The organism is Mesorhizobium sp. M0136 (assembly GCF_040322515.1).
In the GTDB taxonomy this organism is placed as follows: Bacteria; Pseudomonadota; Alphaproteobacteria; order Rhizobiales; family Rhizobiaceae; genus Mesorhizobium.
Map to the genome: position 1 here is coordinate 31978 of NZ_JAMYTP010000004.1, position 15190 is coordinate 47167.

The following is a 15190-nucleotide window of genomic DNA, read 5'->3' on the forward strand; positions in this document are numbered from 1 at the left end:
AAGATAGGGGCTTCGGAGCGGATCGAACAGTGCGAATCCGGTGCGTCGTGGAAGCGATATTGCAGGCGCACTGCACAGGATAATGGGCCTCCGGGCGTTGCTTGTTCCAGCGATCCGGCGCTAAGGACGCCCGGCTTCGGCCAGTGGAGGGTGAGCGACGATCAAGTCGCGGCCCTTTTTGAGGAGATGACTGACATGAAGACGTTTTTGCTGGTTGCCGTTGGTATCGCGGCACTTGCCGGCTCCGCCTGTTCCAAGGCACCGGAGTGCACGACCGAGATGCTGACCAAGAAGGCTCAGGACATGACTGCAGCGCTTCAGGCTGCGATTACCAAGGATCCGGCCAAGGCAGCCGATCTCACAGCCAAGGTCCAAGCGGTCACAACCAAGTCTCCGGGTGGCACAACAGCGGCTGACGCCTGCAAGGCCTATGACGAGCTGACTGCGGCGATCAAAGGCTGAGCGCCCATTGCATGTCAAAGAGGGCGGCACCATTTGGCTGCCGCCTTTTTCATGCCGGAGGCTCAGTTCGGAGCGATGGAGCCAACTTCTACCTCATCGACCCGCTTCAACTTCATGCCGATGACCGGGACCAGTTGCTGGTCGACGCGCACAGCAACGGTCACCGTCATCGAATTGTCGTCTGGGACAAGCGCCTGCATAACGCCGCGCAACTGATTGCGATTGATGGTGAAAACCACCTTGTGCGCATCGACGACATTGCCACCGATAATGTCGAGGCCGGACCCGGCGGCGCCGCCCATGAAGCTGCCCTTGTAGCCCTGGCGGCCCTTGTGCTCGATCGTTGCCGACATCTGCTGGGTGAACATGCCGACCCGGCAGCCGCCGTCGAGCGACATGCCGACTTTGCCGTCAGGCGTCGAGCCGGTGAAGCTGCAGGTGAATTTCGTGCCCTTGTATTTGCCGGCGACGATTTCTCCGGGGCCGACCCATTTGCCTTCGACCGATCGAAAGAACTGCTTGTCCGGTTCCGCCCCCGTAGCCCTTCCGGCAATGCCGACGGTTGCGACAAGCGCGAGCGCCACGCGCAGCCCGCTGGACAGAATAACGCTTTTCATCGACGACACCCGGCAACAAAGAGGCTGGTTTGGACGCTTCCGACCATGAACAAGATTGGTTAATGCTTTGTCACCCGAAGGCAATAGTCACGTTCCGGAAACGGATGTTTCTTTCTCTTTCTTTGCTGCAAAGGACGTCAGCGCGGAGAGAAAATCGCCTAATCCGGGCCGCCTGACAGCGTTAAAGGGCAGGGGCCTTGCGGTTTCCATCGCTGCAATGCCGATACGCGCCGTCATCATGCCGTTGACGACGCCTTCGCCGAGCTTGGCCGAGAGCCGGGCGGCAAGGCCGTGGCCGACGATCTGTTGGACGAAACTGTCGCCGACGGCGATCGACCCGGTGACCGCGAGATGGGCAAGAACGCTGCGCGCCAGGCGAAAGAAGCCAAGCGTGCCCGGGCGGCCGCCATAGAGCTCCGACAGCCGCCGAATCAGCCGGCCGGCTTCGAATACGACAAAGGCGACGTCGACCAGCGCGCGCGGGCTGACCGCGGTCACCAGGGACACACGCTTTGCCGCTTCGAGGATCATCACCTTCGCGCGGGCGTCGAGCGGGCCAAGGATCTCGGTCTCGGCCAGGCGCACCAGATTGCCGCCGTCAATGATCTCGCCGCGCAATTCGGCCAGCGAGCGCCTGCCGGCCGCGGTTTCGGGCTTGGCCGAGACAAAGACCGACAACTCGTCGACCACGGCTCGGGCGGTCTTCGGATCGTCACGGGCAATCGCATCGAGCGCCCGCTTCTGCAACTTTTCGACCTCGGCAAGCCGGGCAATCGCCATGAATTCGCGCACGAGGATGATCAGAAGCGCCAGGATGGCGATCGCGGCCATGCCGGCGGCCAGCCAGCCCAGCCACTCGGCGCGCTCGAACAGGTCGCGAATCAGCTGGTCGGTCCAGAGGCCGACGGCGAGCGAAACCAGGACGCCCAGCGCGCCGAAGAATAGGCTGCCAAGCAGCGAACGTTTTCTCGGCGCAATCGCCGGCGGCGGCTCGGCAGCGACGATATCAGGCTCGTCGAAGACGTCGATCTCCGCCGGTGTGACCACGGCTAGATCCGCCTTCACGGTACGCGGCTTTCGCGCCGGCGCGGCCTCGGACCCAGCATAGCGAGCCGTCGAATCTTCCTTCTGCTGGGGCTCCGGCTCGATGCGAAAGGCCGCCGGTCTGCGGGGCGCACTCATGCGAGATGATCTCCGATCAGGAACTGCAGCGCGCGGTCGAGCCGGATATGTGGCAGCGACAGCGTGACGCCCTCGGCGGTGCGCTCGAGTTTCGGCGGGCGAAAGCGCACGAAGCGGATCGTGGGGTCGTCATTGTTCTGCCGGCGGGCCGATTCGGAAACGTCGAACAACGCATCAACTTTCTCCGGCAAGTCACCGGGAAATATGGCTGTTTCGGTCTTTCCGTCAAAGGTGTCGCCGTTGATTTTTTCGCCACGCAATGGCGTGCCGATAATGACCGGCAAAGTCTCGCGGCCCTGCTTGACCGTGCCTTCACGGGTCGCGCGCATGGCCGCCATGGCGACGACGTCGACGTCGGCGCCGATGAAATTCGCCCGCGCCACGGCGCGGTCGGCTAGCCGCCGCACGATGGCCTGCAGGCGGTCGTGGCTTTCGTGGTGCAGGTGGTCGGCCTTGGTCGCGGCCACCAATATGCGGTCGATGCGCCTCGAAAACAGGTCGGTCAGGAGGTTGCCCCGGCCGGGCCGGAAACAGGACAGGATTTCGGTGACCGCGCGCTCCAGATCGGCCATCGCGCCGGGGCCGGCATTCAATGCCTGCAATGCGTCGATGAGCACGATCTGGCGGTCGAGACGCGTGATGTGTTCGCGAAAGAACGGTTTAACGACATGCGTCTTGTAAGCCTCGTAGCGCCGCTCCATCATAGCCTGCAGCGATCCCGAGCGGGAGCGCCGGCCGTCCAGATTCGGCAGCGGCGCGAAGGTGAGAGCGGGCGAGCCTTCAAGATGGCCGGGCATCAGAAAGCGGCCGGGCGGCAAGGTCGAAAGCGCCCGCTCATCGAGCTTGCAGGCCTTGAGATAGGCCGCGAAGCTCTCGGCGAGACGGCGCGCCGTCATCTCGTCGGCGTCGGCGTTGGGGTCGACCGGATTGGAGAGCGCCCGCCATTCCCGCGAAAGATCGACACGCACCGGCAACACGGCCATCTCGAAGGCCTCACGCGAAAAATCGGCGTAGGACTTGCCGAGCAGCGGCAGGTCGAGCAGCCATTCGCCGGGATAATCGACGATGTCGACCGACAATTTGCCGGCGGAAAACATGCGGCTCCAGCCAGAGGCCGATTCGTATTCGATGGTGAGCCTCAGTTCGGAAATCGCACGCGTCGAATCCGGCCAGACGCGCTCGTCGACAAGAGCCGCGATGTGATCCTCGTACTGGAAGCGTGGTACGGCGTCGTCCGGCTGCTCTTCGAGAAAAGCCCGGGCGATGCGCCCCGATTTTTGTGCCTCAAACAGCGGCAAGCGTCCACCATGGACCAGATTGTGTACAAGGGCCGAGATGAACACCGTCTTGCCGGCGCGGGACAGCCCGGTCACGCCAAGCCGCAGCGACGGAGCGAAAAGCCCGGCAGCGCGGCCTGACAACGTATCCAAGGCAATCTTGGCCTCGTCGGTAAAAGTCGTCAGCGATGATGCCAAATCTGTTCTCTCGGGCCGGTCAGGCTCCGATATAGGCTTTGATGCGCGGCTTTGAAATGGCCTCAGATATCCGCAGGCGTCAGGAAGGCTTCGAGATAGCCGGTGCCTGGCGCAGCCTCGGCAAGTCCGCCGTTGAACCGGACCACGGCAAGTGCGGAGGTCGGGAAGCCGTGGTTCAGCATGGCCCGCGCGGTCTCGTTGCCGTCGCCCGACAGCGCCATGGCGAGATCCTCAATCATCGGCTTGTGACCGATGACGAGCAAGGCATCCAGCCCGCCATTTTGCCGGATGGCAGTGAGGTACGCCGCGGCATCGTCGCTGTAGAAGGTGTCACAGAACAGCACCCGGCCCGTGTTGGTATGGCCAGCCAAGCTTTCCAGCGTCTGGCGGGCGCGCTTGGCGCTTGAGCAAAGGGTGAGGGCCGGTGCGTATTTGCGGGAACGCATCAGCACGCCCATCGCTTCGGCGTCGGCGAAGCCGGATGGATCGAGCGGGCGGTCGAAGTCAGTCACGCCAGGCAGCGCCCAGCCGGCCTTCGCATGCCTCAGCAGGTAAAGTTTGGTCACGAAACCCCCGATATGTCGGGTACCGACCGGTCAAATGCGGCCGCAGGAATTAGCCATCAGAAGCGCTTCGCGCGCAATGCCGATGCCCCCTCAAGCATAATGAATCATGCGCGAATTCGGGCGTGCCGTTCATGCGAATGATGTCGCCAATGTCGGTTTGTCCCACATAAACAAATGCGTGAAACTGTCGTCGATTGCGCTTGTGCAGTTTTCGGTCCGCGAATATATAGGCGCCAAATTTGGGGTTTGTTGGGTGAGTCGAATGAACGACATCGTTACCGCCGATTACGTACCCTCCGAAGACGAGCCGTTTATGAACGAGCGGCAGAAATCCTACTTTCGCATGAAGCTCGTCACCTGGAAGAACGACATCTTGCGCGAAGCGCGCGAAACTCTCGAAATCCTGCAGCAGGAAAACGCCAACCACCCTGACCTCGCCGATCGCGCCTCCTCCGAAACCGACCGCGCCATCGAACTTCGCGCCCGCGATCGCCAGCGAAAACTCATCTCCAAGATCGATTCGGCCCTCCAGCGCCTTGACGAAGGCACTTACGGTTACTGCGAGGAGACGGGCGAGCCGATCGCGCTGAAGCGGCTCGACGCGCGCCCGATCGCCACCTTGTCGATCGAGGCACAGGAGCGCCACGAGCGGCGCGAGAAGGTCTACCGCGACGACTGAGCCGGCGGGAAAAACACGGCATCGGTAAAGCGTTCGAAATGGCCGGTTTTCCGGCCATTTTCATTGGCCGTTCGCTATCGCCCTATCTTTTCTGATTGGACAACTCGCCGAGGAGCTTCGTCATCTCGTCGTCGAGAGAGGGCGATACCTTCGCCACCGGCTTGCTCGCCGTTTGGCTGAAGCGTGGCTCGTCGAGGGAAACCTCCAGCTCCTTCATCAGCGCATCGTCGATCGACTCATGCTGTGCCGGCGGCTCGTATCTTGCCGGGGAGTCCTGTCTTGCCGGCTGCGGCGCATGCCGCGAGGCGTTGGCATTGACGGATCCATAACTTGGCAACGGTGTGACGTTCGATGCCGGTTTCGGCGCCGGCGTAGGCGCCGGCATTGTTGCCGGCATCGTCGCCGTCTGGCGGGCTCGGACAGGGGGTGCGGCCGCGCTTGCCGGCTGCGGCGGCGCTTGCCTCGCCGGCGCGGCTGTGGTCTGAGCTGGCCTTGCTGCCGGCTGGTGGCTGCTGTCTCCGGTCAATGCCGGGCGGCGCAGCGCCGAGAGCCTGATGTCGCGCTCGACGACGACGTCGGTCGGACCACCGATCAAGAGCAGGTGCTCGATATCGTCGCGGCGCACCAGCACCAGCCGCCGGTGACTGTCGACCGCTGTGGCATCCATGACAGCCAGCCGCGTCTTGCGGTTCCTGCCGCCGGCGACGAATGTTCCGAATGTCAGGCTGCGGACCAGCCTGATGATAAGAAGAATGATGAGCAGCAGGACAAGTACTGCAAACGTCCATAGGATTGCTGCGGCATAACCAGGACCCGCCACGCCATCCAGCCATTGCAGCATTGGTTCCCCCAAAATCAGCTTTCGAAGAGAGGCGACACTAGACTGTTGCGGCAGGCCACCGCAAGTTGCCTTTCACGCTTCGTGAACAGCTCGAAACCGGGAGCCTTTTTAGCGGACATCTGCCGCCGGGCCTTTTCCCGACCCTGAGAATATGATTCAACCGACACCGGAATTCACGAGCAGGGGGCACATGGCCAAGGAAGCGCGCGGCGATTTCTATCCGGTACCTATCGTCGACCAGAACACGCGACCGGGCGCGGTCACCCGGCTCATCGTTTTCATCGTCGTCCTGACAGGGGCAGCGATCGTCTTCGGTCTTTTCCGCGAGCGACTTGGCGATCCATTCCTGCTCGGCATGCTTGGCGTGCTGGCGATGATCGGTGTCGGCTTTCTATTCGCCACGGCGATCGGCTTCGTGCATATCACGCCGCGCTCGACAAGCGACGAACTGTCGAAAGCTTTCATCGATTCGATGTCACAAGGTCTCCTGGTCACCGACACCAAAGGCCGTATCATCTACGCCAACCGGACCTATGCCGATATGACGGGTGCCGAGTCGGCCGCCGACATCAAGACGGTCGAAGGTTTGCTTTCAGACATTCCCGAGGCCTCGGTGACCATATACCGGCTGGCGTCCGGCCTGCGCGACGGCCAGCCGGGCGACGGCGAGTTTCGGCTTGCGCAGTCCATTCGGCCAGGCGCCGAACCGGGCGCGCGCTGGTACCGCGTCCGGGCCCGCGCGTTCAGCGTTCCAGGCCAGCGGCTGCCGATGCTTGCCTGGCAGCTTGCCGATATCTCGCAGGAACGGGCCGAGCAGGAGCGGTTCTTTCTCGACCTGCAAAAGGCGATCGATCACCTCGATCACGCGCCGGCCGGTTTCTTTTCGGCCGACCAGGAAGGCCGCGTCACCTATATCAACGCGACCCTTGCGGAGTGGCTGGGCATCGACCTGGCCAGCTTCACTCCCGGCGCCATCACGCTGCCGGAGATCGTCGCCGGCGACGGCATGGCGCTGGTCCGTTCGGTCAAGGCCGACGCTGGTACCACGCGCAATGCCGTTATCGACCTCGATCTGACGACGATGACCGGCGAGGCGCTGCCGGTGCGCTTCATGCATCGTGTCTCGGCCAGCCGAGAGGGGCTCAACGGCCCGACTCGCACCATCGTGCTCAACCGGACGCAAGGCGAGGACGCTTCGGCCGACCTCCGTGCATCGGAAATACGCTTCACGCGGTTCTTCAACTCGACGCCGATGGCGATAGCCGGCGTCGATCATGCCGGCCGCATCCTGCGCACCAATGCGCCGTTCCTGTCGCTGTTTTCCTCGGTCGTCGATCGCGACGCGGTCGATCGGCGTGTGCGGCTGGATACGGTGATCCACGAGCGCGACCGGCCGGCTTTCGCCGCGGCCTTTGAAAAGGCACGTCAGCAACAGGCTGACATCGAGCCGATCGATACGGTGCTGCCCGGCAATGAGGAGCGCCACATACGCTTCTACGTCAATGCGGTCGCTGACGGCACCGGCGGCGAGGGCGCCGAGGAATCGGCCATCGTCTATGCCGTGGAGACCACCGAGCAAAAGGCCCTCGAGGGCCAGATGGCGCAGAGCCAGAAAATGCAGGCGGTCGGCCAACTCGCCGGCGGCATCGCGCATGATTTCAACAATGTGCTGACCGCCATCATCATGGCTTCGGACCTGCTGTTGACCAACCACCGGCCGTCCGATCCGTCATTCCCGGACATCATGAACATCAAGCAGAACGCCAACCGGGCGGCCTCGCTGGTGCGGCAGCTGCTGGCCTTCTCGCGCAAGCAGACGCTGCGGCCGGAGGTGCTCAACCTGACCGACGTGCTCGCCGATCTAAGGATGCTGCTTGCCCGGCTGGTCGGCAACGACATCAAGCTCAAGATCGACCATGGCCGCGACCTGTGGCCGGTCAGGGTCGATATCGGGCAGTTCGAGCAAGTGGTGGTCAATCTGGCGGTCAATGCACGCGACGCGATGCCGGCCGGCGGCGAACTCACCGTACGTACCCGCAACGTCAGCGCCGGGGAATGCAAGACCTTTTCCTATCGCGAACTTACACCGGCCGACTATGTGCTGGTCGAGGTCGAGGACAGCGGCAGCGGCATCGCGCCTGATGTGCTGAAAAAGATCTTCGAGCCCTTCTTCACGACAAAGGAGGTTGGCAAGGGAACTGGCCTTGGTCTGTCCATGGTCTATGGCATCATCAAGCAGACAGGCGGCTTCATCTTCTGCGATTCCGAAGTCGGCAAGGGATCCGTGTTCCGTATCTTCCTGCCGCGGCACATTGCGGAGGCAAGGAAGGCGGGCGAGGCTGGAGAGGCGCCGGCCGCACCTGCCAAGATCGCCGACTCAGCCAAGGACCTGTCGGGCTCGGCCACGGTGCTGCTGGTCGAGGACGAGGACGCCGTGCGCATGGGCGGCATGCGGGCGCTGAAATCGCGCGGCTACACCGTCCACGAGGCGTCGTCCGGCGTCGAGGCGCTTGAGGTCTACGAAGCGCTCGGCGGCAAGGTCGACGTCGTGGTGTCGGACGTGGTGATGCCGGAAATGGACGGCCCGACGCTGCTCGGCGAATTGCGCAAACGGCAGCCCGACATCAAGTTTATCTTCGTGTCCGGCTATGCCGAAGACGCGTTCGCCAAGAACTTGCCGGCCGACGCGCATTTCGGCTTCTTGCCGAAGCCGTTTTCGCTCAAGCAATTGGCCACGATCGTAAAGGACATGCTGGAATCCTGACCCTTCCAACGCTCCGCTTGCGCAATGTCGTGAGACTGCCATGATTGCAGGCGAAACGGGCGACGGGTTTTGGAAAGCATGCCGTGACGCCACACAACGAAGCTAGCAAAGGCGACTACGCAAGCACGGTGCTGCTGCCGGGCGACCCGCAGCGCGCTGAATGGATGGCGGAAACCTTTCTGGAAGCGCCGTGCTGCGTCAACCGCCGCCGCGGCGCGCTCGGCTTTACCGGGCTGTTTCGCGGCAAACCTGTCAGCATCCAATCCACCGGCATCGGCGTCCCTTCGTTCCTGGTCTATGTGCATGAGCTGCTGGACTTCTATGGTGCGAAAACACTGATCCGCACTGGTACCTGCGGTGGCCTGACCGCCGAGATGGCGCTGCGCAGCCTGGTGATCGCGCAATCGGTGCGTGGCGAAAATGCGGAGAGCGGCCAGGTTTTTGGACTCTATCGTGCCGATGCCGGCCCCGATCCGGCATTGTTGACCCAGGCATTGGCCCGAGCTTCGGAACTCGGCATCGACCATCGGGCCGGGCTGACCATTTGCAGTGATATTTTCTATCATCCGCTGGGGCGCGAACGCTTTGCCGAAGCACAGGCACAGGGCGCGCTCGCCGTGGACATGGAAACCAGCGCACTCTACCGCATTGCGGCCGATTTCGGCGCTCGGGCGCTGTCGATCCTGACCGTCGTCGACAACGTGGCAACCGGCGAGCAGACCGACTATTCCGAACGCCAGGGGCTTTTCACCGATATGACCCGGCTGGCGCTCGATCTGGCGGCGGAGAGCTAGGCGGCTTTGTGCTTCGGAGTACGGAACCTCGCCAGGTTCCGTACTTTTTTCAACGCTTCGTGCAGGTCGAGGCGGTAAAGGCGCCGTCTGGCTGCTTCATGATGATGTCGAAGGACGGGGTGGTTCCGCTTTCCAGCGTCGCCTGCGTAAGCGAGATCGAGTTGCCGCCACTGGTATAGCCACCCAGCGGACCTAGCCAGGTGATCACGCCGTCTGCATCCATCTGGTAATTGTAGCTCTGCGGCGCGATGCCGAAGCTCACAGGACCGCTATAGACGTTTCCCTTGATGGTGATGTCGCCGAGGCTGAGGAACATGCCAAGCAGGTAGACTTCGCAATGATAGGAGCCGTCCGGCAGCTTCCCGTCGCTGAAGCCGGCGCGCGCTACGGTCGTCGCCGCCAGCAGAAGCATGGCGGTGAAAATGCAAGAAGCTCTGAAAGCCATTTGATCGCTCGTTAAAGGGGTTCAAACTTGCCCATTTCGCCGCGGCGCTGCAATCCTCGCCAGCACTCATATGATGCTGCTCAAAATTCAGGCATTGGCCTATATGTGAGCAAAACTTAGGCTGATATGGGTGATCCTTTCTCGTTTCGAACATAGCAGGCGAGGTTCATCTCCTGCAGCTAATACATTAACCGACTGACAGAGCTGGGAAATCTCAAATCCTCCGACCTTGCTCCGGTGATTGGCACAGCCGTTGCATGGTCTGTTCCGATGCAGTTAACCAGCTTGGGAGTTTAAAAGTATGAGGGGCAGTTTCTCGACAATAGCAAAAATGTTTTCGGCCGGCGTGGTCACCGCCAGCCTGCTGATGAGCGTTCCCGCCAAGGCGGCCGACGACACCATCAAGGTCGGCATCCTCCATTCGCTGTCGGGAACCATGGCGATCTCGGAGACAACGCTGAAGGACGCCATGCTGATGCTCATCGAAGAGCAGAATGCCAAGGGCGGCCTGCTCGGCAAGAAGCTCGAGGCGGTGGTCGTCGATCCGGCTTCCAACTGGCCGCTGTTCGCCGAAAAGGCGCGCGAGCTGATCTCGAAGGACAAGGTCGCCGCGGTGTTCGGCTGCTGGACCTCGGTGTCGCGCAAATCGGTGCTGCCGGTGTTCAGCGAGCTCGACAACATCCTGTTCTACCCGGTCCAGTATGAGGGTGAGGAAAGCGAGCGCAACGTGTTCTACACCGGTGCGGCGCCGAACCAGCAGGCCATTCCGGCCGTCGACTATCTGATGAGCGAGGATGGCGGTTCGGTGAAGCGCTGGGTGCTCGAAGGCACCGACTACGTCTACCCACGCACCACCAACAAGATCCTCGAGGCCTATCTGAAGGCGAAGGGCGTTGCCGCCGAAGACATCATGGTCAACTACACGCCGTTCGGCTTCTCCGACTGGCAGACCGAAGTTTCGGCGATCAAGAAGTTCGGCTCGGCCGGCAAGAAGACCGCCGTCGTCTCGACCGTCAATGGCGACGCCAACGTGCCGTTCTACAAGGAGCTCGGCAACCAGGGCATCAAGGCCGAGGACATCCCGGTCATGGCCTTCTCGGTCGGCGAGGAAGAGCTTGCCGGTCTGGACACTGCGCCGCTGGTCGGCCATCTCGCCGCCTGGAACTATTTCGAAAGCGTCGATACGCCCGAGAACGCGAAGTTCATCGCCGACTGGCACAAGTTCATCAAGAACGACAAGCGCACCACCAACGATCCGATGGAAGCCCACTATATCGGCTTCAACATGTGGGTGAAGGCGGTCGAGAAGGCCGGCACCACCGATCCGGACAAGGTCATCGACGCCATGGTCGGCGTCTCGGTGCCGAACCTGACCGGCGGTTATTCGACCATGATGCCGAACCATCACATCACCAAGCCGGTGCTGATCGGCGAAATCCAAGCCGACGGCCAGTTCGAAACCGTCTCGGAGACGCCGGGCCTGGTGATGGGCGACGAGTGGTCCGACTACCTGCCTGACTCCAAGGACCTGATCTCCGATTGGCGCGCGCCTCTGTCCTGCGGCAACTTCAATGTCGCCACAGGCAAATGCGGCGGCAAGGGAACCAACTGATCCTCCCGGTCTGTCCTCCCAGACCGCAAAAGCCTCCGGGCGGGCTCGTCCTCCAGCCTGCCCGGAGGCGACATTCAACCTCCAAGAGCCACCAGAAACCGATGATCCTGATCCGCGCGATTGGCTTGATGCTGCTCCTCCTTCTGGGAATGCTGCTGCCGTCGAACGCCAGCGAATCCGATCTGCGCGCGGTCGTCGCCAAACTCGCCACCGCCTCCAATTTTTCAGCGATCGAAGCCATCGTGCGCGAGCTTGCGGCAACTGGCGACACAGCCGTCGAACGGCCGCTTGCCGCGCTTGCGGAGGGCAGCCTTTACGTCCGCAAGGCCGATTCAGTAGTCTTTGTCGGCAAGGAGAGCGGCGACAGCATCGAACTGCTCGATGTGCTCACCGGTGAAAAGTCTGGCGAAGCAGCCAAGGCCGACATCACCAAGATCAAGGTCAACAACACGCTGCGCCGCGTCATCCGCGACGCGCTGGGCACGCTGACGCTGGGCTCTAAGGATCCGGCGGTGCGCATTGCCGCCGCCGACACCATGTTCAAGACGCCGGACGCGGCAAACATCGAGCCGCTCGACACCGCGATCGCCAATGAGAGCGCGGCAAGCGTCAAGGCGCTGCTCGAACAGGCCCGTGCCGCATCGGTTCTCGTTTCCGACAGGCCGGAGGCCGACAAACTGGCGGCGATAGCGCTCATCGGTGCGCGCGGCGATCGGGATGCGGTGTCGCTGCTCACGTCGGTGGAGGCCAGTTCCGAAGGTGCTGTGAAGGACGGGGCGACTGCGGCGATATCCAATATCAATTCGACGCTGGCGCTGTGGGATGCCGGCCAGAACATCTGGTACGGCATATCGCTAGGGTCGGTGCTGCTGCTGGCGGCGATCGGCCTTGCCATCACTTTCGGCGTCATGGGCGTCATCAACATGGCGCATGGCGAGATGGTCATGCTCGGCGCCTACACGACCTTCGTCGTGCAGGAGGTTATCCGCGATTCCTTTCCCGGCCTGTTCGACTGGTCGCTGGTCATCGCCCTGCCGCTCGCCTTCCTGGTGGCGGCGCTCGTCGGCCTTGTCATCGAGCGCGGGCTGATCCGCTTCCTCTATGGCCGGCCGCTGGAGACCCTGCTGGCGACATGGGGTGTCTCGCTGATCCTGCAGCAGGCCGTGCGCACCATCTTCGGGCCGACCAACCAGGAGGTCGGCAACCCATCCTGGATGTCAGGTTCGTTCGCGATCGGCCAGCTTTCGGTCACCTGGAACCGGCTCTGGATCCTGGCTTTTGCGCTCGGCGTCTTCGCGGTGTTGCTTTACGTGATGAAACGCACGCCCTGGGGGCTGCAGATGCGTGCCGTCACCGCCAATCGCCGGATGGCCGCCTCTATGGGCATCAGGACGCCGTGGGTCGATGCCCTGACCTTTGCATTGGGGTCCGGCATTGCCGGCATCGCCGGTGTCGCGCTCAGCCAGATCGACAATGTCTCGCCCAATCTCGGCCGCGGCTACATCATCGACAGCTTCATGGTCGTCGTCTTCGGCGGCGTCGGCAATCTCTGGGGCACGCTGGTCGGCGCCTTCTCGCTCGGCATTGTCAACAAATTCCTCGAACCCTATGCCGGAGCGGTGCTCGGCAAGATCGTCGTCCTGGTGCTGATCATCCTGTTCATCCAGAAACGCCCGCGCGGTCTGTTCGCGCTCAAGGGCAGGTCGGTGGAAGCATGATCACGGGACGCTTCTTTGCCGCCGGCGCCGACCGCCGCGTCGCCATCATCATCTTCATCCTGCTGGCGGTTGCAATCGTCGTGCCGCTGCTCAATCTTGCGGTCTCGCCGACAAGTGCGTTTTACATGCCGTCCTATATCGTCGCGCTCACCGGCAAATATCTCTGCTATGCGCTGCTCGCCTTGGCCCTCGATCTCGTCTGGGGCTATTGCGGCATCCTCTCGCTCGGCCACGGCGCCTTCTTCGCACTCGGCGGCTATGCGATGGGCATGTATCTGATGCGCCAGATCGGCTCGCGCGGCGTCTACGGCAATCCGCTGCTGCCGGACTTCATGGTGTTCCTGAACTACAAGGAACTGCCGTGGTTCTGGTACGGTTTCGACCATTTCTGGTTTGCCGCAATCATGGTGCTTGCAGTACCCGGCCTGCTCGCCTTCGTCTTCGGCTGGTTTGCCTTCCGCAGTCGCGTCACCGGCGTCTATCTGTCGATCATCACCCAAGCGATGACCTATGCGCTGCTGCTTGCCTTTTTCCGAAACGACATGGGTTTCGGCGGCAATAACGGCCTGACCGACTTCAAGGATATTCTAGGCTTCAACGTGCAGGCCGACATGACACGCTCGGCGCTGTTCGCGGCTAGCGCCGTCATGCTGGCGTCTGCCGTCTTCGTCACCTGGGCAATCGTCGGTTCCAAATACGGCAAGCTTTTGATGGCGGTGCGCGACGCCGAAAGCCGCACGCGCTTTCTCGGCTGGCGGGCGGAGAACGTCAAACTGTTCGCCTTCACCGTGTCGGCGGTGATGGCCGGCATCGCCGGTGCGCTTTACGTACCGCAGGTCGGCATCATCAACCCTGGCGAATTCGAGCCGTCCAATTCGATCGAGGTGGTGGTGTGGGCGGCCGTCGGCGGGCGCGGCACCATCGTCGGGCCGATCATCGGCGCGCTTTTGGTCAATGCCGGTAAATCCTGGTTCACCGGCGTGCTGCCTGAATTCTGGTTGTTCGCGCTGGGCGGACTGTTTGTCGCCGTCACGCTGTTCCTGCCCAAGGGCATCATCGGCATGTGGGATTCCTGGCGCGGCAACGCCAAGGCGTTGCGGGCGGCCTCGGTTGCCGAGGAAGCCGGGATCGATCCCGATGCGCCGGTGCCGCCGAAAACCGACCGTTCGGCGGCGAGAAGGCCGGGCGACTGGTCGGCCTCCAGCGCCGAACCGCAGCTGGCGGAGTGATGGTCTGATGTCGAAGAGCAACACCATCCTCTATCTCGACGGCGTTTCGGTTTCCTTTGACGGCTTTCGCGCCATCAACAACCTTTCGCTGGTGCTCGACAAAGGCGAGATGCGGGCGATCATCGGCCCCAACGGCGCCGGAAAGACGACGATGATGGACATCGTCACCGGCAAGACGCGGCCCGATGCGGGCGAGGTTTTCTTCAACGGTGAGATCGACCTGACCAAACACGACGAGGCCGAAATCGCCATGATGGGCATCGGCCGTAAATTCCAGAAGCCGACCGTCTTCGAAAGCCACACGATCGAGGACAATCTGATGCTGGCGCTGAATGGCCCGCGCTCGATCTTCCCGGCACTGTTCCATCGTCGCTCGGCCGCGGAAGTGCGGCAGATCGACGACATCCTCGGCATCATCCGGCTTGGCGACAAGCGCGACGAACTCGCCGCCAATCTGAGTCACGGCCAAAAGCAATGGCTCGAGATCGGCATGCTTCTGGCGCAGGATCCGCTGCTGCTGCTGGTCGACGAACCGGTTGCCGGCATGACCGACGCCGAGACCGAAGAAACCGCGCGGCTGCTCAGGGATATCGCGCGCGACCATTCGGTCATCGTCGTCGAGCACGACATGCATTTCGTGCGCGAGCTCGGCGTCAAGGTTACCTGCCTGCACGAAGGCTCGGTGCTTTCCGAGGGCAGCCTCGACTTCGTTTCGGCCGACGAGCGCGTCGTCGAAGTCTACCTGGGGAGATGATCATGGTCTGGCGCGTTCCGTTCCATCATTTCGACCTTTCGTTCTTCACGCG

General features: G+C 62.4%; 14 protein-coding genes. 8 read left to right on the forward strand and 6 right to left on the reverse strand.

Annotated elements, in window-relative coordinates; genetic code table 11:
• Nucleotides 1–195 precede the first annotated feature (195 nt).
• Nucleotides 196–462 carry a hypothetical protein gene (locus NKJ35_RS05605; RefSeq protein ID WP_352645554.1) on the forward strand — a complete coding sequence of 89 codons (267 nt, stop codon included), beginning with the start codon at nt 196–198 and terminating at the stop codon, nt 460–462.
• A 62-nt stretch (nt 463–524) separates the two neighbouring features.
• On the opposite strand, the gene NKJ35_RS05610 is transcribed toward NKJ35_RS05605, so the two are convergent.
• The 4 genes from NKJ35_RS05610 to NKJ35_RS05625 form a co-directional block, all read right to left on the reverse strand.
• A complete protein-coding gene (locus tag NKJ35_RS05610; protein WP_352645556.1) occupies nt 525–1079 on the reverse strand; it encodes a hypothetical protein in 555 nt (184 codons plus the stop codon).
• Nucleotides 1080–1166: 87 nt separating this feature from the next.
• On the reverse strand, nt 1167–2261 hold the full coding sequence (locus NKJ35_RS05615) for a YcjF family protein (protein ID WP_352645558.1): 1095 nt from the start codon (nt 2259–2261) through the stop codon (nt 1167–1169).
• On the reverse strand, nt 2258–3736 hold the full coding sequence (locus tag NKJ35_RS05620; protein ID WP_352645560.1) for a YcjX family GTP-binding protein: 1479 nt from the start codon (nt 3734–3736) through the stop codon (nt 2258–2260). The genes NKJ35_RS05615 and NKJ35_RS05620 overlap by 4 nt, the downstream gene beginning before the upstream one ends.
• A gap of 62 nt (nt 3737–3798) precedes the next feature.
• Nucleotides 3799–4302, reverse strand: coding sequence for a SixA phosphatase family protein (locus tag NKJ35_RS05625; RefSeq protein WP_352645562.1), 504 nt, complete (start codon nt 4300–4302; stop codon nt 3799–3801).
• A gap of 262 nt (nt 4303–4564) precedes the next feature.
• On the opposite strand from NKJ35_RS05625, the gene dksA reads away from it, so the two are divergent.
• Nucleotides 4565–4981 (forward strand): RNA polymerase-binding protein DksA, encoded by a 417-nt coding sequence (dksA, locus tag NKJ35_RS05630; protein WP_023674847.1) that lies wholly within the window; start codon nt 4565–4567, stop codon nt 4979–4981.
• A gap of 82 nt (nt 4982–5063) precedes the next feature.
• Here the strand turns inward: dksA and NKJ35_RS05635 are convergent, their stop codons facing one another.
• Nucleotides 5064–5822, reverse strand: coding sequence for a hypothetical protein (locus NKJ35_RS05635; RefSeq protein ID WP_352645563.1), 759 nt, complete (start codon nt 5820–5822; stop codon nt 5064–5066).
• A 190-nt stretch (nt 5823–6012) separates the two neighbouring features.
• On the opposite strand from NKJ35_RS05635, the gene cckA reads away from it, so the two are divergent.
• Nucleotides 6013–8586 (forward strand): cell cycle histidine kinase CckA, encoded by a 2574-nt coding sequence (gene cckA / locus NKJ35_RS05640; protein WP_352645565.1) that lies wholly within the window; start codon nt 6013–6015, stop codon nt 8584–8586.
• A gap of 83 nt (nt 8587–8669) precedes the next feature.
• Complete coding sequence (locus NKJ35_RS05645) at nt 8670–9380, forward strand: purine-nucleoside phosphorylase (protein ID WP_352645567.1); 711 nt, start codon at nt 8670–8672, stop codon at nt 9378–9380.
• A gap of 49 nt (nt 9381–9429) precedes the next feature.
• Here the strand turns inward: NKJ35_RS05645 and NKJ35_RS05650 are convergent, their stop codons facing one another.
• A complete protein-coding gene (locus tag NKJ35_RS05650) occupies nt 9430–9825 on the reverse strand; it encodes a hypothetical protein (protein ID WP_023674851.1) in 396 nt (131 codons plus the stop codon).
• A 331-nt stretch (nt 9826–10156) separates the two neighbouring features.
• Between NKJ35_RS05650 and urtA the strand changes: the two genes are divergently transcribed.
• From urtA to urtD, 4 genes are all read left to right on the forward strand, one after another.
• On the forward strand, nt 10157–11437 hold the full coding sequence (gene urtA / locus NKJ35_RS05655; RefSeq protein ID WP_502904618.1) for an urea ABC transporter substrate-binding protein: 1281 nt from the start codon (nt 10157–10159) through the stop codon (nt 11435–11437).
• A 101-nt stretch (nt 11438–11538) separates the two neighbouring features.
• On the forward strand, nt 11539–13155 hold the full coding sequence (gene urtB / locus NKJ35_RS05660) for an urea ABC transporter permease subunit UrtB (RefSeq protein ID WP_352645571.1): 1617 nt from the start codon (nt 11539–11541) through the stop codon (nt 13153–13155).
• A complete protein-coding gene (urtC, locus tag NKJ35_RS05665) occupies nt 13152–14384 on the forward strand; it encodes an urea ABC transporter permease subunit UrtC (RefSeq protein WP_352645573.1) in 1233 nt (410 codons plus the stop codon). The genes urtB and urtC overlap by 4 nt, the downstream gene beginning before the upstream one ends.
• A gap of 7 nt (nt 14385–14391) precedes the next feature.
• Nucleotides 14392–15138 (forward strand): urea ABC transporter ATP-binding protein UrtD, encoded by a 747-nt coding sequence (urtD, locus tag NKJ35_RS05670; RefSeq protein ID WP_352645575.1) that lies wholly within the window; start codon nt 14392–14394, stop codon nt 15136–15138.
• The last annotated feature ends 52 nt before the right edge of the window (nt 15139–15190 follow it).

Coding starts and splice junctions, on each gene's coding strand:
- NKJ35_RS05605 (WP_352645554.1), top strand. CDS start 196: ATGAAGACGTTTTTGCTGGTTGCCGTTGGTATCGCGGCACTTGCCGGC.
- NKJ35_RS05610 (WP_352645556.1), bottom strand. CDS start 1,079: ATGAAAAGCGTTATTCTGTCCAGCGGGCTGCGCGTGGCGCTCGCGCTT.
- NKJ35_RS05615 (WP_352645558.1), bottom strand. CDS start 2,261: ATGAGTGCGCCCCGCAGACCGGCGGCCTTTCGCATCGAGCCGGAGCCC.
- dksA (WP_023674847.1), top strand. CDS start 4,565: ATGAACGACATCGTTACCGCCGATTACGTACCCTCCGAAGACGAGCCG.
- NKJ35_RS05635 (WP_352645563.1), bottom strand. CDS start 5,822: ATGCTGCAATGGCTGGATGGCGTGGCGGGTCCTGGTTATGCCGCAGCA.
- cckA (WP_352645565.1), top strand. CDS start 6,013: ATGGCCAAGGAAGCGCGCGGCGATTTCTATCCGGTACCTATCGTCGAC.
- NKJ35_RS05650 (WP_023674851.1), bottom strand. CDS start 9,825: ATGGCTTTCAGAGCTTCTTGCATTTTCACCGCCATGCTTCTGCTGGCG.
- urtA (WP_502904618.1), top strand. CDS start 10,157: ATGTTTTCGGCCGGCGTGGTCACCGCCAGCCTGCTGATGAGCGTTCCC.
- urtB (WP_352645571.1), top strand. CDS start 11,539: ATGATCCTGATCCGCGCGATTGGCTTGATGCTGCTCCTCCTTCTGGGA.
- urtC (WP_352645573.1), top strand. CDS start 13,152: ATGATCACGGGACGCTTCTTTGCCGCCGGCGCCGACCGCCGCGTCGCC.
- urtD (WP_352645575.1), top strand. CDS start 14,392: ATGTCGAAGAGCAACACCATCCTCTATCTCGACGGCGTTTCGGTTTCC.